A 17,761-nucleotide genomic window follows, 5' to 3' on the forward strand; every position below is an offset into this window, starting at 1 on the left:
GCCGAGGCCCGCGCCGAGCGAGCCGCCGAAAAAGCGCGGACGGTGTCTGAGATCCGCGAGATCCACGCCGATCACCAGGGCGCCTATGGTGCCCCGCGGGTGCATGCCGAACTGCGGTCCCGGGGGGTCCGTGCCTGTGGTCTCGAAGCGGGGGCTCTCCAGGACGAGCTGTATCGCGACCGCTCAGCCGCTCTCGACTCCAGCGAAGTGGTGATCACCCGCTCGCTGACCGCCGCGACGGCATCGGGCAGTCCGACTCGGTGAGGGCAGCCCAGGGCTTCGGCGTAGGCGGGTGGCGTCCGATTTGTGCTCAAGCGAGGTCGACTTCGACAAGATCAAGACGGTTCGCGCGAACGCCATGCCATGGGAGGGGGCGGCGGCGTCCCGCCACGGTGCGAGACCGCCGCCCACCCTTCGTCCCAGCCCTTGCTTCACCTATCGAAGTTCGATAGATTTCCATCGCAACTCGATGGAAGAGTGGGCTATGGGAAAGCTGACAGTGCGTGCGCTGCGCGCCGTGCTAGTGGTGGTGCTCGCCGGCACCGTGTTCGTACAGGCATTGATGGTGTGGGCGTTGGCCACCGACCCGGAGGACGGGTCGCTGCCGCTGACCCCGCTGCGCGTGATCACGATCCTGGGCGTGGTGTCGGTCCAGGTCGCCCTGGTCTGCGTATGGCGGCTGGTGGCGATGGTGCGACGCGGAACCGTGTTCTCCCAGGCCGCCTTCCGGTACGTGGACGTCGTGATCGGCGCGATCGTGGCGGCTGCCCTCGTGTGGTTCGCGGTCACGGCCCTCAATGCGCCGGGCCAGCGGGCCGACCCGGGCGTCACCGTCATCATGGGCGGGGTTGGCGTGGCCATCCTGGGGGTCGCGCTCATCGTGCTCGTGCTGCGGATGCTGCTCGCCCAGGCCGTCGCGCGCGACGTCGAAGCGGCGCAGATGCAGGACGAGTTGGACGAGGTGATCTGATGCCGATCGCCGTCGACATCGACGTGTTGCTGGCCAGGCGGAAGATGTCCGTGGGCGAGCTCGCGGACCGCGTAGGGATCACGCCCGCCAACCTGGCGGTACTCAAGAACGGCCGCGCCAAGGCGGTGCGCTTCGCGACGCTCGCCGCGCTCTGCGAGGTGCTCAAGTGCCAGCCGGGCGACCTGCTGCGCTGGGAGGCCGAGGACGCCGCGGGCGGATGACGTGCCCCAGGGCGGGCGTGAAAACGCCTGGCACCACCGGCCCGTGACACGGCACGTGGACCGCATGGACGTGGATCGCCGATCACCCGCAGCACCGTCCCGACCCCGTTGGGTAGATTCCGGTTGACCTGCACCGCACCCCGTCCTTCCAGCGCGGAAGGGCGCCTGCTGGCGGTGGGTGAGTGGATCGCCGACGCCCCGCCGTCCGTCCTGGAGCGCCTTGGCGTACGGCCCGATCCGCTGTCCCCGAGCGGTGCCTGCCGGCGGAGGCGACGGTGCGACGGCTGCTGGGCCGCATCGACGGCTATGCGTTGGACCGGGGCGGTGGGCCGCTGGCCGGCCGACCGGCGCGCTGGGGCCGACGGTCCGCTGCACGCAGTGGCGGTCGACGGCAAGACCCTGCGCGGAGCGGCCAGGGCCACGGGCGTGGCAGGCAGGCTGCCACAGCCGTCCCACCCGCAACCGACACCCCCACGCACGCGTCGCACAACACATGGAACGCGAATGGCTCTTCTCGCTCATCCCGCTGACGATTGGCGCGGTCTTCCTCAGCTTCGGCGTGTACGGACTCCGCCGCGCCAGCGCGCTCCGTCGCACAGGTGTCACCGCAGAGGGCCGGATCGTCCGCCACGATGTCAGACGAGACGACGAAGGCGCCACGTTTTACCACCCGGTCGCAGCCTGGACGACCCGGGACGGCCGCGAGTGCGAGTACTCATCCAGGTTTGGCCGCGGTTTCGTCGGAGGCGACTTCGGCGTGGGGACCTTTGTCATGGTCCAATACGATCCGGAAGATCCCCGTCGGTTTGCGATCCAGGGATGGGACGTAGCGACGGTCGACCTGGTGTTCACCGTGTTGGGGTCGGTGTTCACAGCGGGCACGTTGGTGGTGTTGCTCGTCCGACTACTCACTCTCTGACCGCAGCCGACTCACTTTCTACGGCGGCAGCACGTCCGCACCGAGTGACCCGGGACGCCACCGTTGCTGGGCTCCGTGTCGCGGGGCCGCAGTCAGTCAACCAGCCTTCGATGAGGCGGAGCCCCAGCGATCAGTCTTCGGTGAGACTGCTCAACCTTCGGCGCGATAGGACAGGTTGGACCCGTCTCGTCTCATCCCTGAAGATCCCAAGCCAATTCCGCACCCAGGACTGCTCATTTCGTCGGTGAGCCACGGTTGCTGAAGGGGGTGACTAGCGTATGCCGGCCTTGGGACTGGTCAGCTCGCATGCTGAGGTGTCGCGTATTCGCGGCAGAGGGGCACTGAAATCGTCGGTGCGGCCGACAGCCACCAGGCGGTAGTTGTGTCTGGCCGCCTGTTCCACAGCCCAGCCGTGCGTTGTCCCGGAACTCCGGGTGGTCGCCCACAAGATGGCGAGAGATGTTCATGTCGAGCACCGAACTGGGCGCTTAGCCGCTCGGCTTCGCCAAGGCCGGGCAGCCCCGCCGCGCCGTGTCTCGCCCGCCGACGAGGGGCAGCTGGGCGGCGCCCGCGCCGCGCGACCGCCGGTGAAGCTCCGTCAGGTGCAGTTGCAGGTCCGGCGGTTGCCGGTGAACGCGTCTAGCGCACCGACCTGGGCGAGTCGTTGTGCGGGCGGCTGGCTCGGCCGGGGCCCGCGCTACGTTTGATACACTGATGTATCGGATGCACTCGTGTATCGAACGGGGGGTGGGGCGTGACCATGGACGCCGAGGGGACGGCCGCGCGGCGGCGCCGGGCTGCGGGAGCGGCCCCGGACGGCACGACCGGGCGCGTGACCAAGCGCCGCGTCCGGACGCGGGCGAACCTGCTGGACGCCGCGTTCGAGGTGTTCGCGGCCAAGGGGTTCCGCGGGGTGTCGATCGAAGAGGTGTGTGAGGCCGCCGGCTACAGCAGGGGTGCCTTCTACTCGAACTTCGACAGCCTGGAGGGGCTGTTCTTCGCCCTCTATCAGCAGCGCGCCGACCTGATTGCCGATCAGGTCGCCGAGGCGCTGTCCGTCGACGTCGGCCTCGACGTGTCCGCCGCGGTGGACCGCGTGACCGAGGCGCTGCCGCTGGACCGCGACTGGCTGCTGGTCAAGACCGATTTCCTGAGTCACGCGGCCAGGGACCCGATCGTGGCGCAGACGCTCTCGCAGCACCGGGCGCGCCTTCGGCAGACCATCGCGGGCCAGCTGGCCCGGCTGGCCGCGGAAGGGGTCCTGCCGCCGGTCCTGGGTGACGCGGACGGGGCCGCCAGAGCGGTGATGACGGCGTACGAAGGCGTCACGGCGCAACTGCTCCTCGACGAGGACCTGGAAGGCACCCGTCCGTGGCTAAGGCGGTTGCTGACCGGGCTGCTCACGGCCGGCAGCACGCACACCGCGAGACCCGCACCCGACGACGCGGCGGGGTGAGCGACGCCCCCAAGTGCGAGACACCGCACGCTTGCGGCGTACGCCCCCAGGGTGATGCCGGCCGCCGGGCCGACCGATCCCGCCGCCCGTTCCCGCATCCGTGTTCCGCCCGAACACCCGGCACCGGGCAACGAGCACCGGACACCGAACGACCGAACGCCAGAACACCGAACCCCTAAGGACACCACAGGATGACCTCCGGACCTCCCGCCGCTTCCGAAACGCCGCAAGCCAGCAAGCACCACGGATTCACGGCGGAGCTGCGCGATGCCGTCAGCATGCGCGGAGTGCTGCTCGTCGTCGGTGTGCTCGCCCTCCAGCTGGGGTTCGTCCTCTCATACATCGGCGCTTTCCACGCACCGACTCCGCACCGCATACCGGTCGCGGTCGTCGCGCCCGCCCAGGCGGCCGACCGGGTCGTCGACCAGCTCAACTCCATGAAGGGCGATACCGTCGAGGCCCACACGGTCGGCAGCGAAGGGCAGGCCCGCGCCCAGATCCTCGACCGCACTGTCGACGCGGCCGTAATCGTCAATCCCAAGGGCACCACCGACACCCTGCTCGTCGCCTCCGCGGGCGGCCCCGCGGTCTCCTCCACCGCCGCCCAGATCGCCCAGAGCGTCGAACAGGCCCAGAAGAGGCATATAACGGTGAGCGACATCCGGCCGCCGGACGCCAGCGACGGCCGGGGCATGTCGTCCTTCTACCTGGTGCTGGGCTGGATCGTCGGCGGCTACCTGGCCGCCGCGATCCTCGGCATGGCCGGCGGCGCCCGCCCCGCGAACCTGCACCGCACCCTCATCCGCCTGGGCACCCTCGCCGTGTACGCCGTCCTCTCCGGCCTGGGTGGCGCGATCATCGCAGATCCGGTATTGGGCGCGCTGAGCGGTCACTTCGCCGCGCTGTGGGCGCTCGGTTCGCTCGTCGTCTTCGCAGCGGCCGCGACCACCGTCGCCTTCCAGGTGCTGTGGGGCATCCTTGGCATCGGCGTGACCATCGTCCTGTTCGTCGTTCTCGGCAACCCCAGCGCGGGCGGTGCCTACCCTGCCGCGCTCCTGCCGCCGTTCTGGCGGGCGATCGGCGACTGGCTGCCGCCGGGGGCTGGCACTACGGCGGTGCGCAACACGATCTACTTCTCCGGCCACGCCCTCACCCAGCCGTTGTGGGTCCTCGGGCTGTACGCCGCCCTCGGCGCACTGCTCGCTGTCGTCGCGTCCGCGCTCCACATCCGGCGTGCCCGCCAGACCGGCGTCGCGGTCTGACAGAGCGGCGCCGGGCGCCCTGACGGGCCGTCCGCAACGGCGACTGGGTGACGGCCGGGGCCATGGACAAGGGCGGGCTCCCGCAACGGCGTACCGTGCGGGACCGGTCCGCTCTCGTGCGCGGTTCCGTCGGAGCTGAGGGCACTGTTCGCCGCAAGGCGCCCGCGGCCGACCGCATCATCGACCACCTCGGCACACCTCGCGTTCCAGCCCCGCCAGCGGTTCCGCAAGGACACCTACACCAGGCCCCGGCCTGGGCAAGCGGCGTCTTGACGAGACGCCGCGAGTTCGGTATGTACATGCCAGACGCTTTGGTATAGACCAAGCATTTTCTCTCGACCCCGCACGCTCGAAACCGCGCTTGTTCCCACTCCGTGGAGGCAGCAAATGCGAAGATCTTTCACGCTGGTCGTCACGCTCATCGGGGCCTTCGTCCTGTTCCTGGCCCCACCCGCTGCCGCGGCCACGCCGACGGCGGCGTTCTCGAAAACATCGACCTGGGACGGCGGTTACCAGGGCGCGTACACCATCACCAACGGCGGCAGCTCCGCACTGACCGGTTGGACGGTCGAGTTCGACCTGCCTTCGGGTACGTCGGTCGGCTCGTACTGGGACGCGCTGCTCACCCGGAGCGACAGCCACTACACCTTCAAGAACCGTGAGTACAACGGGTCGTTGGCGCCCGGCGCGACCGCGACGTTCGGCTGGGTGTCCAGCGGTAGTGGCACACCTACGAACTGCAGACTCAACGGCGCATCCTGCGAAGGCGGTTCAGGCGGCGGCGACACGACGGCGCCTACCGTGCCGTCCGGGGTGCGGGTCGGCTCGGCGACCAGTTCGTCCCTGACCGTGAGCTGGACCGCGTCGACCGACAACTCGGGCACGGTCACGGGCTATGAGGTCTCCCGCGACGGCGGCACGCCGGTCACCGTGACCGGCACCTCGTACACCGCCGGCGGACTGCAGGCGAGCACCAACTACGGGTTCCGCGTCCGGGCCAAGGACGCCGCCGGAAACTTCTCGGCCTACAGCGCGGCCGTCAGCGGTACGACGAGCACGGGCGGCGGTACACCACCGACCGGAGGGGTGCGCACAGCGCCGTACATCGACATGGGCGCCTGGCCGACCCCGAGTATGCCCACGATGGCATCGGCGAGCGGGCTGAAGAGTTTCACGATGGCCTTTGTCACCGCATCGGCCTGCAAGGCCATGTGGTTCAACGCTTATGACCCGCGGGCCGGCTGGGCCAGGGACCAGGTCGACGCCATCCGGGCGGGCGGCGGAGACGTCAAGATCTCCTTCGGCGGCGCCAGCGGCATCGAGCTGGCTCAGGCGTGCTCGTCCGTCGACGCGCTGTACGCCGAGTACAACGCGGTCGTCACCGCCTACGACCTGACGTACGCCGACTTCGACATCGAGGGAGCGGCGACCGCCGACCCGGTCTCGGTCAGTCGTCGTTCCCAGGCCCTGGCGCGTCTCCAGCAGGCCCACCCGGGTCTGCGGATATCTCTCACGCTGCCCGTTCTCCCGGAGGGGCTGACCGCCGACGGGCTGGCTGTGGTGAAGTCGGCGCGGGACGCGGGGGTGAACCTCGACGTCGTGAACGTCATGGCGATGGACTACTACCGGAATGTCGACTACGGCGACGCGGCGGTGCGGGCCGCGCAGAGCACGTACACCCAGCTGAAGTCGCTGTACCCGGCCAGGAGCGACGCTCAGGTCTGGGCGATGGTCGGTGTGACGCCGATGCTCGGCCAGAACGACGACAGCCACGTCTTCGACCAGGCCGACGCGCGCCAGCTGGTCACCTTCGCGCAGGGCAAGCACCTCGGGGAGCTTGCCTTCTGGGAGGCGACCCGCGACCGCAACGCCTGTACAGGTGCCCTCTACATGTGCACGAACATCCCGCAGTCCGCGTACGAGTTCTCGAAGATCTTCGCGGCCTACACCGGCTGACAGCGGACGGGCGCCCCGGTCCCGACAAGGACCCGGGCGCCCTACGATCCCGTCCCTCCGCCGGGGGCCGGGTTCTGCAGCGGATCCGGTTCGCGCGCCCGGCGCAGCGCCTGATGAACCGACCAGAGCACGGACACCATCGGCACGGCCACCACGGCCCCCAGTACTCCGGCCGCGACGGCGCCGCCGATGACCGTGAGCGCGACCACCACCGGATGCAGCCGAACGGCCCAGCTCATCACGATCGGGTGCAGCAGATGGCCCTCGATCTGCCCGATGATCACGATGAGGGCGACGACCATGGCCGCGATGAGCGGGCCTTTGGCCGCCAGGGCCACCACGGCGGCGACCGCGAGGGCGATGGGTGAGCCGATCAGCGGAATGAAGGCGGCGAAGAACTCCAGCAGAGCCAGCGGAACCGCGAGCGGCACGCCGAGAGCGAAGAGGGCTACGCCGACCAGGATCGCGTTGGTCCCGGCCACCAGCACGATGCCGTGCGTGTACCCGGTGAAGGTCCGCCAGGCCGCGTAGCCCGCGATCGACACCCGGTCCCGTGCGGCCGGCGGAAGCTGGTCGCAGAACCAGCCCCACTGCCGGTCGCCGGAGTGGATGAAGAAGACCGAGGAGAACAGGGCCAGGGCGAACACGGTCAGGACTTCGACCAGCCGGCCGGCGCCGCTGAGTGCCGTACTGATGAGGGTGGCCCGGTGGCTGGAAAGGAACTGCCCGATCCGGGACTGGATGTCGGTCAGTGCCTGGGGGTTGAGCCGGAACGGCGGCTGCTGGAGCCAGCGCTGGATCCTGCCGAAGCCGGCCTGGAACTCCCGTACCAGCCCGGCCTGCTCGCTCGCCACCGCGTTGCCGACCAGCGCCAGGACCCCCAGGACGAGGACGATGCCGCCGACCAGGGACACGGCGACGGCGAGCGGTCGTGGCACAACGCGCCCCAGAAGGTCGGCCACCGGCCGGAGCATCGCGGTGATGACCATGCCGAGGAAGACAGCCAGGGCGATCTCGTGGAACCGCCCCAGAGCCGAGAAGACGGCGTACACGAGGGCGCCCACCACGAGGATCCGCCAGGCGTACGCGGCAGCCGTCCGCAGAGTGGAGGACACCCGCGGCTCCCCGCCGGGCCGGGAGCGGGGCAGCGGGCGCCGGCCACCCGGTTTCCCGGCCGGAGGCGCGGTGATGCCGCGCAGCGCCTGACGCGACGCCGTACGGATCCGGCGCCGGCGCCCGGCGGACGGCGCGCCGGGGTCCGGATTGCCGGACTGCGGATCCGATGGCCTGGACATCCACAAGCTCGTACCACCGAAGGCCCTTCGTGCCACGCCTCTGGCGCGATATTCGCCCGAAGGCACGCGGACCGTATGGCGTGGCTGGTCTGCCGCTCGGGTCTCAGCGGCGGTCCGAATCCCCCGTCCAGGCCCGTCCGACCTCGAGTCGGCGTCGGGCGCTTGCGAGAGGGGTCTGGGCAGGCGACGCGGGTGAGCTCCTCGCGAAGCTTGGCCATCTGCTGCCGTGAGGGTGGCAGGCCCACCCGAATCTCATGGATCTCCCGAGAACCGGGAACGGAACCGGCGTCGTATGCATCTGGACAGCGGGGAACAGTACGCGAACCGGGGGGGCTTGATGACGACTGGCGGAAGTGTGCGCCGCGCGGGGGCCACAACAGTGGTGGTCCTGCTCTGCGGGCTGTTGGTGTCGTGCGGACACGAGCGGCCGGGGCCGGGCGAAGTGGTGGCCGGCGGTTCCGTTCAGGGGCAGTCGGGAGCGACCGAGGAGAGCACGGATGAGACGACCGACGAGTCCGGAGCGGAGCAGCCCGACCTGACGACCGAGGGCGACGGTGAGCCGGTTCTGACCTCCGAGGAGCAGATGGCGGGCTGGTACGACGCGAAGGCCGACTTCCGCGGCTATCTCGCCTCGAACAGCGTCAGGACCGATGACGTCCTGTCTCCCATGGCCGGCAAGGTCATCATCCGTAAGGTGGGGGACAGGAACGAGGCGCAGATCATGATGCAGGCGGGCTTCGGATCGGATGAGGACATGCAGCGATTGGCCGATACGTTCGCCAAGTGGCGTCAGGACGTCTACGACGACACGGGCCGGGTGAGCGTCCTCGCCGGTGCCAAGATGGGTGGCGTCGAAAAAGACTGGTAGCCGTCGCCTGCCGCACAGCGCCGCCGACTCGCAGGGGGATGCGGCCCGGCGGCAGCGGCCCTCGAGGGGCCGGGGCCGGCTGCGAGCTTGCTGAGGACCGCGCACCGGTGTCATGCGGTGCTCACCCAACGCCGACTTCAGCGGCGGCCCTGGAGAGCCTTGACGTTGTTCCCGAACGTCCAGCCCTTCGACCCGTCCCAGTTGATGGACCAGGTCATGAGTCCCTTCAGACCGTTGTTGTAGTTGTTCCAGGCCTGCGACACCAGGTTCGGCGACATATGGCCGCCCCCGGCGCCCGGTTGCGCCGGCAGCCCCGGAACCTGCTTGTCATAGGGAACCCTGATCGTGGTGCCCTGGACGACCAGCCCCCTGTTGAGGCAGTCCGTCTGCGCGGTGAACCCTTGGACCGTGCCGGCGGAGTACGAGTCGCCGGAGCACCCGTACATGCTGCCGTTGTAGTACTGCATGTTCAGCCACCAGAGCCGGCCGTTGTCCGCATACTTCTTCACAATCGGCAGGTACGCGCCCCAGATCGAGCCGTATGCCACGCTGCCTCCAGTGACGTAGGCCGTCTCGGGCGCCATCGTCAGGCCGAAGTTCGAGGGCATCCGGGCAAGCACGCCGTCGATGATGCGAACGAGGTTGGCCTGGGAGGCCGACAGTTGGTTGATGTTGCCGCTGCCGACGAGGCCCGTCTCGATGTCGATGTCGATGCCGTCGAAGTTGTACGCCTTCAGGATCGGCACCACCGTGGCGACGAAGCGGTCGGCGACGGCGCTGGAGCTGAGGTCGATACCGGCCGTCGCACCGCCGATGGACATCAGGATCGTGAGACCGGCCGCCTTGGCCTGGCACATCTCGGCCGGGGTCGCTACCTTCACCGTCGCGTCCATCCCGTCCTCCCACAGGACAGTGCCGTCCGAACGAATCACCGGGAAGGCCGCATTGACCACGTTGTAGCCGTGATCACGGATGCGGGTGTCAGTGATCGGAGTCCATCCGAACGGCGGGTGAACGCCATTTGCCGCGCCGTCCCAGTTCTCCCAGTACCCCTGAAGCACCTTGCCCGAGGTCTTCGATTTGACCGCACATGTGGCAGCCGTCGGTGAGCTCGGCGCCGCAGCGACCAGTACCTGCACGAGGCAAGCCATCGCCAGGCCGGCCCCCAGCAGACGTAACCTCCGACCGATCATGCTGTGCTCCCTTCTCGCCGCTTCTGGCCGCCACCGCATCGACGAAGTCGTCCATGACGGCCTGGCTCCGGGTGAGTTGGTGAACCACGGTGGTGATGGGGGCGCGCGACCGGGGCAGGCCGGGAGGCTCGCGTGAGGTGATGTCACCACACGGTAAAATGGTCCAGACCTACCGTCAATAGGTCTGGACCAGCCCGAGGCGCCAGTGCCGTTACACCGGTTGCCGCCGCCGAGGAGGTCGGTCGTACGGCGGCGTGGGACGCAGCACGTCGGCGGCGCCTAGGACTGTCGCGCGAGCTGCTCCAGCCGGGCGTGCAACTGCTGCACATGGTCCTCGGATTCCGGCTTCATCAGCACGCTGCGCAGGATGCGCGCCCCGTCCGCGTCCGTGGTCACCTTGGGGTGGCGTGCCGCGAAGGCATGGGCATCCGCCCGCAGAGTGCTGAGGAAGACCGGGTCCTGCTCGGTCATGCCCTGCTGGAGCACGCGTTCCGAGGCTGTGTCGATGGCGGAGAGGGCGGAGGGGTCGGTCGCGGGGAAGTAGGACACGATGTCGAGCTCGGGGGACTGGTACAGCTCCAGGGCGTCCGAAGCCTCTATCAGTTCCGACCAGCGCAGGGCGGCGCGGCGGCCGGCGGCGAGGACGTTGCCCAGGCCCTCGGTCGTGGGCGGCAGCAGCTGGAAGGTGAGCCAGAGGGCCGCGGCCGAGGCGCCGGCACGGGAGCACTCCAGGCTGATCTCGCCGAGATGCAGTTCCGTGGAGGTGAAGTACGTGTACGGCGAGTCGTGCAGATAAAAGCGCCCCACGTCGGGGTCGGCGAAGATGACCGCGCCGCAGCCGTACGGCTGGAGCCCGTGCTTGTGCGGGTCGACCACCACCGAGTCGCAGCGGGCGATGGCGCGCCACGGGGCATCGGGCAGTCCGGCCGCTCCCTCGGCGCCGGCGAGCAGCGTGAAGAAGCCTCCGTAGGCGGCATCGACATGGATGCGTACCCCGTACTTCTCCCGCAGGGCGAGCGCCTGATGGACGGGGTCGATCGCGCCGAGGCCGGTGGTGCCCGTCGTGAGTACGACCGTGCCGACGCGGCCCGTGCGCAGCAGCTCTTCGAGGGCGTCCAGATCCATTCGGCCACGGTCGTCTGTGGGCACCGCGTACCCCTCGACACCCAGGACGCCGCACATCCGGCCGTGGGTGTAGTGGGCCTCCGCGCTGTAGGCGACGCCCCGGTCGGGATGTAGTTCGCGGGCGACGAAGAGCGCCTCCAGGTTGGCGACGGTCCCGCTGGTGGTGAGATGGCCGAGATGCGTGCCGAAGCCGAACATCGTGGCCAGCTGCTGGACCACTTCGCGTTCCATCTTTGCTGTGGCCGGACCGCCGTCCAGCGCGTGGTTGTTGGGGTTGATCAGCATGGCCGTGACATAGCCGACCACGGCGGCCGGGTGCGGGGGCTTGAGCATCTGCCCGGCGTAGCGCGGGTGGAAGAAGGGATAGTTGTCCTTCAGCCGCTCGGTGAACTCCCCGAAAACTTCGGCGAATCGACCGTCCTCGACGGCGAGTGACGGGTGCGTCGTGTACGAGCCGAAGCCTGCCGACCACTCCTGGTTGGCTCGTGCCGCTTCGCGGAGCCAGTGCTGCAGGTCCATGTGTTTCCCTTCGTACAGTGGTCAGAGCATGCGTGCGTACTCGCGGAACTCCCAGTCGGTGACCGCGCGTTCGAAACGGGCGCGTTCCTGGCGCTTCAGGGCGATGAAGACCTCGACAAACCGGGGTCCCAGCGCTTCGCCGAGGAGCTTGTCCTCCTCCAGGGCGGTGAGGGCACTGCCGAACGAGGACGGCAGCGGCGGTACATCCTCGGTGCGCGGGTTCTCCGTGAGAGACGGGGGCGGGACCAGTTCGCGATCGATTCCGTCCAGTCCCGCTGCGAGCAGGGCCGCGATGACGAGGTAGGAGTTTGCGGCGCCGTCAGCGACGCGAACCTCGAGCCGGGTGCCGGGGCCGCGCTCGGGCGGGATCCGTACGTAAGCGGTCCTGTTGTCGTAGCCCCAGTTGGCGGTGGTGGGCGCGAGAGAGTCGGGCGAGGCGAGCCGCTTGTAGGCGTTGACGGTGGGGTTGAGCAGGGCGGTGAGCGCCGGTGCGTGCTCAAGCACGCCGGCGAGGAAGGACTGTCCGAGGATGCTGACACCGCCCTCGCCCGACGGATCGGCGAAGAGATTCCCGCCATTATTGTCCACGAGCGACACATGGACGTGGTGTCCGCTGCCCGCCTTGTCTGCGAAGGGCTTGCCCATGAAGGTGGCCCGGAGGCCGTGTGCCGCCGCGATCTCTTTCACGGCGTACTTGAAGAGGAAAGCCCGGTCCGCGGCCTCGAGCGCCGGTCCGTGCGTGTGGTTGATCTCGAACTGGCCGCCGCTGAACTCCTGGTTTCCGGTCTGGACGCGCAGCCCGAGCGCATGGCATTCGCGGATCAGCAGCGGGAGCAGGGAGTCGGGGTCGTACGCAGCTCCGACCACGTATCCGGCGCTGTCGTGCTCGGAGTACTGCCGCCAGCCGTGCGGCGCTTCCGGGTCCGGGGCCAGCAGATAGAACTCCAGCTCGGGCGCGGCTACGGCATTCAGGCCGCGGCGGGCGAGCCGGTCGACCTGGTTGCGCAGCAGTCCGCGCGGGTCCAGATGCAACGGGGCGCGGTTCTCCGACGAGTCCGTGACGTCGGCGAGCAGGAACGCGGTTGCGGGCGCATAGCCGGGTATCGCGAGCGTGGTCGGATCGATCCGGGCGTGGGCGTCGGGCCAGCCGCTTCCCGAGCTCTCGGACAGGTCCAGCGGGTTTCCGCCGAGGTCGGTGACCATGACGGCCTGGCAGAAGGACAGGCCGGGCCCGGCAAACCGCGACAACTCGCTGACGTGCACTTCTTTGCCCCGGGCGACTCCGTGCAGATCGCTCCACAGCACCCGGACGAGGTCGATGCCCTGGGTGGAGAGCTCGTCCGCGAGAGCGGCGAGTTCCTCCGGTGTGGCGCCCGGATGTGAGGGGGAGGGGTGGGTGGACACTGTGTGCCCCTTCCGGTCGTCCCGCGTTCCGTTTGGGGTCAAACGTATTCTGTGGGGCCCTCCCTGGCAAGCCTCCCGCGCGGATCGCTCCGGCGGAAGTGAATCGGGTGGTGGGCGGGGTTGACGGAGGGTGCGGGGAGACTGTTATTTGGATCCAAACGAATTCAACGGCTGCCCGCATCCCATCGAGGAGACATCGTGTCGCTGACGCGCGGTTACTTCCACCCCAAGACGGCGACGGGCAGCTCATCGCTCATCCCTTCGCCCCCATGGCACTACTCCGGGGACCTCCTCACCGTCGAGTACCGCACCGATCCCGCCCGGGTGCGCGAACTGCTCCCCGAACCGCTGGAGCTCGCCGACGAGGACCCGGGTGCGGTTGCCCTCATCTGGGCCGACTGGCAGTCCTGTTCCGGCTCCCGCGAGGAGCTGCTCGACCCGGTGCGCTCCCAGTACAAGGAGGCCTTCGCTGTGGTCCGCTGCTCCTACCGGGGGAGAACGTACTCGCGCTGCGTCTACATCTGGGTCGACAAGGACTTCGCGATCGCCCGCGGGCTGCACCAGGGCTACCCGAAGAAGCTCGGCTCGATCCATCAGACCCGTCCGCATCCGTACGGGCCCGCCCCGCGGATCGAGGCCGGCGCCCGCTTCGGGGCGACGCTCGCGGCTGCCGACCGACGCCTCGCGCAGGCTGTGGTGACGCTGCGGGAGGAGTCGGAGACGAACGGATTCGTCAACGGACACCCCATGGCCCACCACCGCTGGCTCCCCTCCGTCGAGAAGGGCAAAGGGCTCGCGCTGGACGAGCTCATCGAGACCGGCGCCGCGTCCTTCGAGGCAGGGCAGGCCTGGCGGGGCGAGGCCGAGCTCGAGCTGTTCGAGGCGCCGACGGAGGAACTGGCGCGGCTGGAGGTACGGGAGCCGATCGCGGCGTACTACCGGCAGGTGGGGGCGGTCTGGGACGGCGGGCATGTGCTGGAGTCCGGCACGTCCCGGGCCGAGTAGGCGCCTACGGCAAGCTCTCCCGCCCCTCTTTGCCGCCGCAGGACGGGCTCCGCCCCGGACCCCGCGCCTCAAACACCGGCGAGGCTCCTCTTCCAGCGGCGCCCGCACTCCTCATCACAACCCGCAGCACCTGGAGCACCTGGACATGACCGGACACATCACCACCGTCGCCGGCGTCGCCGTCGACACCCGGCACTGGATCGGTGGCGAGCGCGTTGCCTCCGCCGAGACGTTCACCGACGTCTCGCCCATCGACGGCGGCACGCTCGGCGAGATCGCCCGCGGCACGGCGACCGAGGCCGAGGCGGCCGTCGCCGCCGCCAAGGGCGCCTTCCCCGCCTGGGCCGGCACCCCGCAAGCCGAACGCGCCCGCATCCTGCACGCCATCGCCGACGGCGTCGAGAAACGCATCGAGGACCTGGCGATCGTCGAAACGCATGACAACGGCGCCCTGCTGCGCTCCCACCGCCGCGGCGTCATGCCGCGCGTCGCGCACAACTTCCGCTTCTTCGCGGACTGGCTGCTCCGGCTCGGCCACGAGGACTTCGACACACGCGGTCACACCAACCACGTCTCCTGGGACCCGGCCGGCCCCTGCGTCCTGATCACGCCGTGGAACGCGCCGCTGATGCTCGCGACCTGGAAGATCGCCCCGGCTCTCGCCGCCGGGAACACCGTGATCCTCAAGCCCGCCGAGTGGTCCCCGCTCACCGCATCCCTGCTCGCGGACATCGCAGCCGAGGCGGGACTCCCGGCCGGCGTCCTGAACATCCTCCAGGGGTACGGCTCCGAGGCCGGCAGCGCCCTTGTCTCCCACCCGGACGTGCGGCGCGTCAGCTTCACCGGTTCGGTGCCCACGGCTCGCACGATTGCCGCCGCGACCGCCGTCAACCTGACACCCGCCAGCTTCGAACTGGGCGGCAAATCACCCCTGTTGGTCTTCGCGGACGCGGACCTCGACCTCGCCGTCGACCTGGCCGTGGAGCAGTACGACAACGCCGGACAGGTGTGCCTGGCCGCCACCCGCATCCTCGTCGAGGACTCGATCTCCGATGAGTTCACCCGGCGCTTCGTGGCCAAAGCCGAACAGCTCGGGCAGGGCGACCCACGCGCCGAGGCCACCGGCATCGGCCCCAACATCCACTCGCGCCAGCTGGAGAAGATCGACGGCTTTGTGCAGCGGGCGTTCGCGGCCGGCGCACGCGCCGTCATCGGCGGCGGCCCCAACACCGAGCTGGGCGGCCTCTACTACCGGCCGACGCTGCTGGCCGACGTGGCGCAGGACAGCGAGATCGTCCAGGAGGAGGTCTTCGGCCCCGTCCTGACTCTGCAGACCTTCGGTACCGAGGACGAAGCGGTCGCCCTCGCCAACGACACCCGCTTCGGCCTCGCCGCCACCGTCGTCACCGGCGACCGCGAGCGCGCCGAGCGCGTCACCGCACAGCTCGTCGCGGGCACGGTCTGGGTCAACTGCTTCTTCGTACGAGACCTGCAGGCGCCGTTCGGCGGCTCCCGCCACTCCGGTATCGGCCGTGAGGGCGGCACCTGGAGCTTCGACTTCTACTGCGACATCAAGAACAGCGTGACGGCACCGAAGGGATGGCGGGAACATGGGTGAGATCGTCGGCGCGGGACTGCTTTCGCACGTCCCCACCATCGTGCTCTCGCAGGAGGACCGGTTCGAGCTGAACGACGGCAAGGAGATCACCCTTGTCACCGGCCTTCAGCAGTTGCGCCGGGACGTCTTCGAGACCGCCGACTACGACACTGTCGTCGTCCTGGACTCGCACTGGGCAACCACCGTCGAGTTCGTCATCACCGCCCAGGACCGCCGCGCCGGCCTGTTCACCTCCGAAGAGCTGCCGCGCGGGATGCGCCGTATGCCGTACGACTTCCCGGGCGACCCCGAACTCGCCCACAACGTCGCGCAGTTCGCCGAGAAGCACGGCACCTGGATCACCGCTGTCGACGACGTCTATCTGCCGATCTACTACGCCACCATCAACCTGTGGAAGTACCTGGGTGAAGGCCTGCCCGACAAGCGCTGGGTCACCATAGGCGTCTGCCAGACCGGCGATATGCAGGACCACCTGCGGCTCGGCCGCGCCCTCGCCGACGGCATCGCCGCGACCCCCGGCCGCAAGGTGCTGCTGATCGCCTCCGGCGCCCTGTCGCACACCTTCTGGCCGCTGCGGGAGCTGCGCCACCACGAGCCCAGTGACCCCTCCCACATCTTCAGCGCCGGGGCCCGGGAGGCCGACTACGAGCGCATCGCCTGGTTCAAGGAGGGCCGCCACGCCAAGGTCCTTGAGACCATGCCGGAGTTCTGGAAGCACAGGCCCGAGGCGAAGTTCTTCCACTATCTGATGATGGCGGGCGCCCTCGGCGAGAGTGAGTGCATCGCCACGGCCCGGCAGTACGGGGAGTACGAGAACGCCATCGGCACCGGCCAGGCGCATCTGTGGTTCGACCGCCCGGCCGACGGCTGGACCGGGACCGGCGCCCCCAACGCCGCACCCGGCCTGCGCCACGACCCGTACCACCACCGCGACCCGCACGCCGACCAGGAGAGCTGACATGGCTGAGACGTCCGAGTACCGCCGCATCCTCCTGGACGGCGCCGTCGTCGAGACCGTCCGCGACGGCGACGAGTTGGTCGCCGGCGACGGCCGCCGGGTCAAGGCCGACCAGGCTCGGCATCTGCCGCCGGTCGTCCCGTCCAAGATCGTCGCGGTCCATCTCAACCACCGCAGCCGGGTCGACGAGTTCCGGATCGGCCTCCCGGACACACCGACGTACTTCCACAAGCCGACGTCGTCGCTCAACGCCCATCAGGGCGCCGTCGTCCGCCCCGAGGGCTGCAAGTGGCTCAACTACGAGGGCGAGGTCGCCATCGTCATCGGCCGGACCTGCCGCAACATCGCGCCGGACCGGGCGGGGGAGTACATCGCGGGCTACACCGTCGCCAACGACTACGGCCTGCACGACTTCCGCGACACCGACGCCGGCTCCATGCTGCGCGTCAAGGGCTCCGACACGCTCTGCCCGCTCGGCCCCGGCCTGGTCACCGACTGGGACTTCCACGGCAAGCGGCTGCGCACATACGTCAACGGCGAAGTCGTCCAGGACGGTTCGACCGACGAGATGAAGTGGGACATGCACTATCTCGTCGCCGACATCGCCCGCACGATCACCCTGTTCCCCGGCGACGTTCTGCTGTCCGGCACGCCGGCAAACTCGCGGCCCGTCAAGCCCGGCGATGTCGTCGAGGTGGAGGTCGAGGGCCTCGGCCGGCTCACCAACCACATCGTCAGCGGCCCGACCGCGATCCGCGCGGACGTCGGCGCGCAGCCCACCGAGTCGGAGGAGGTGCTCTCCACCGCGCTCGGCGGTGACTGGGAGTTCCGCGGCATCAGGCCACCCAGGCGGGGCTGAGCCCCTGAGCAAGAGGTGTGGGGCCGGATCATCAGGGAGACGCCGTTGGCGAATTCGGCCCTGCGCGTGACGTCGGCCTTCATGACTCGGTTGGGGTCGTGAAGGCCGACGTTGTGTTTGGGGAGGGCGTCCG

General features: G+C 69.4%; 15 protein-coding genes and 2 pseudogenes. 12 read left to right on the forward strand and 5 right to left on the reverse strand.

Annotated elements, in window-relative coordinates:
* From AB0D12_RS39575 to AB0D12_RS39590, 4 genes and pseudogenes are all read left to right on the forward strand, one after another.
* Window positions 1-126 (forward strand): annotated as a pseudogene (locus tag AB0D12_RS39575) (transposase); the annotation flags it as partial.
* A gap of 358 nt (window positions 127-484) precedes the next feature.
* Window positions 485-970 carry a DUF2975 domain-containing protein gene (locus AB0D12_RS39580; protein WP_362694464.1) on the forward strand — a complete coding sequence of 162 codons (486 nt, stop codon included), beginning with the start codon at window positions 485-487 and terminating at the stop codon, window positions 968-970.
* The gene (locus tag AB0D12_RS39585) at window positions 970-1,191 is read left to right on the forward strand and encodes a helix-turn-helix transcriptional regulator (RefSeq protein ID WP_362694467.1); all 222 of its coding nucleotides are present in this window, start codon (window positions 970-972) and stop codon (window positions 1,189-1,191) included. Before AB0D12_RS39580 ends, AB0D12_RS39585 begins: the two co-directional genes overlap by 1 nt.
* A gap of 493 nt (window positions 1,192-1,684) precedes the next feature.
* A complete protein-coding gene (locus AB0D12_RS39590; protein WP_362694470.1) occupies window positions 1,685-2,110 on the forward strand; it encodes a DUF3592 domain-containing protein in 426 nt (141 codons plus the stop codon).
* A 491-nt stretch (window positions 2,111-2,601) separates the two neighbouring features.
* On the opposite strand, the pseudogene AB0D12_RS39595 reads toward AB0D12_RS39590, so the two are convergent.
* Window positions 2,602-2,798: pseudogene (locus tag AB0D12_RS39595) on the reverse strand (hypothetical protein); the annotation flags it as partial.
* A gap of 72 nt (window positions 2,799-2,870) precedes the next feature.
* On the opposite strand from AB0D12_RS39595, the gene AB0D12_RS39600 reads away from it, so the two are divergent.
* From AB0D12_RS39600 to AB0D12_RS39610, 3 genes are all read left to right on the forward strand, one after another.
* Window positions 2,871-3,566: a TetR/AcrR family transcriptional regulator gene (locus tag AB0D12_RS39600; RefSeq protein WP_362694503.1), complete on the forward strand. Its 696-nt coding sequence runs from the start codon at window positions 2,871-2,873 to the stop codon at window positions 3,564-3,566.
* Between the two features lie 191 nt (window positions 3,567-3,757).
* On the forward strand, window positions 3,758-4,828 hold the full coding sequence (locus AB0D12_RS39605) for a DUF3533 domain-containing protein (protein WP_362694473.1): 1,071 nt from the start codon (window positions 3,758-3,760) through the stop codon (window positions 4,826-4,828).
* Window positions 4,829-5,215: 387 nt separating this feature from the next.
* Window positions 5,216-6,784 (forward strand): cellulose binding domain-containing protein, encoded by a 1,569-nt coding sequence (locus AB0D12_RS39610; RefSeq protein ID WP_362694476.1) that lies wholly within the window; start codon window positions 5,216-5,218, stop codon window positions 6,782-6,784.
* Window positions 6,785-6,825: 41 nt separating this feature from the next.
* On the opposite strand, the gene AB0D12_RS39615 is transcribed toward AB0D12_RS39610, so the two are convergent.
* The gene (locus tag AB0D12_RS39615; RefSeq protein ID WP_362694479.1) at window positions 6,826-8,079 is read right to left on the reverse strand and encodes an AI-2E family transporter; all 1,254 of its coding nucleotides are present in this window, start codon (window positions 8,077-8,079) and stop codon (window positions 6,826-6,828) included.
* A gap of 337 nt (window positions 8,080-8,416) precedes the next feature.
* On the opposite strand from AB0D12_RS39615, the gene AB0D12_RS39620 reads away from it, so the two are divergent.
* Window positions 8,417-8,947 (forward strand): hypothetical protein, encoded by a 531-nt coding sequence (locus AB0D12_RS39620; protein WP_362694482.1) that lies wholly within the window; start codon window positions 8,417-8,419, stop codon window positions 8,945-8,947.
* A gap of 137 nt (window positions 8,948-9,084) precedes the next feature.
* On the opposite strand, the gene AB0D12_RS39625 is transcribed toward AB0D12_RS39620, so the two are convergent.
* The 3 genes from AB0D12_RS39625 to AB0D12_RS39635 all read right to left on the reverse strand — a co-directional run bounded on the left by AB0D12_RS39625 (window position 9,085) and on the right by AB0D12_RS39635 (window position 13,188).
* Window positions 9,085-10,140, reverse strand: a complete 1,056-nt coding sequence (locus tag AB0D12_RS39625; RefSeq protein ID WP_362694485.1) for a chitinase — start codon at window positions 10,138-10,140, stop codon at window positions 9,085-9,087.
* 279 nt (window positions 10,141-10,419) lie between these two features.
* A complete protein-coding gene (locus AB0D12_RS39630; RefSeq protein ID WP_362694488.1) occupies window positions 10,420-11,784 on the reverse strand; it encodes an aminotransferase class I/II-fold pyridoxal phosphate-dependent enzyme in 1,365 nt (454 codons plus the stop codon).
* A gap of 21 nt (window positions 11,785-11,805) precedes the next feature.
* On the reverse strand, window positions 11,806-13,188 hold the full coding sequence (locus AB0D12_RS39635; RefSeq protein ID WP_362694491.1) for a glutamine synthetase family protein: 1,383 nt from the start codon (window positions 13,186-13,188) through the stop codon (window positions 11,806-11,808).
* A 198-nt stretch (window positions 13,189-13,386) separates the two neighbouring features.
* Here AB0D12_RS39635 and AB0D12_RS39640 point away from each other — a divergent pair, with 198 nt between their 5' ends.
* The 4 genes from AB0D12_RS39640 to AB0D12_RS39655 all read left to right on the forward strand — a co-directional run bounded on the left by AB0D12_RS39640 (window position 13,387) and on the right by AB0D12_RS39655 (window position 17,628).
* Window positions 13,387-14,193, forward strand: a complete 807-nt coding sequence (locus AB0D12_RS39640) for an acetoacetate decarboxylase family protein (RefSeq protein ID WP_362694494.1) — start codon at window positions 13,387-13,389, stop codon at window positions 14,191-14,193.
* 145 nt (window positions 14,194-14,338) lie between these two features.
* A complete protein-coding gene (locus AB0D12_RS39645) occupies window positions 14,339-15,811 on the forward strand; it encodes an aldehyde dehydrogenase (protein WP_362694497.1) in 1,473 nt (490 codons plus the stop codon).
* Window positions 15,804-16,769 carry a 3,4-dihydroxyphenylacetate 2,3-dioxygenase gene (locus AB0D12_RS39650; protein WP_362694499.1) on the forward strand — a complete coding sequence of 322 codons (966 nt, stop codon included), beginning with the start codon at window positions 15,804-15,806 and terminating at the stop codon, window positions 16,767-16,769. Before AB0D12_RS39645 ends, AB0D12_RS39650 begins: the two co-directional genes overlap by 8 nt.
* 1 nt (window position 16,770) lies before the next feature.
* Entirely contained in the window at window positions 16,771-17,628 is an 858-nt protein-coding gene (locus AB0D12_RS39655; RefSeq protein WP_362694501.1) for a fumarylacetoacetate hydrolase family protein, read from the forward strand.
* Window positions 17,629-17,761 lie beyond the last annotated feature (133 nt).

This window comes from Streptomyces sp. NPDC048479 (genome assembly GCF_040651435.1).
Taxonomy (GTDB): domain Bacteria; phylum Actinomycetota; class Actinomycetes; order Streptomycetales; family Streptomycetaceae; genus Streptomyces.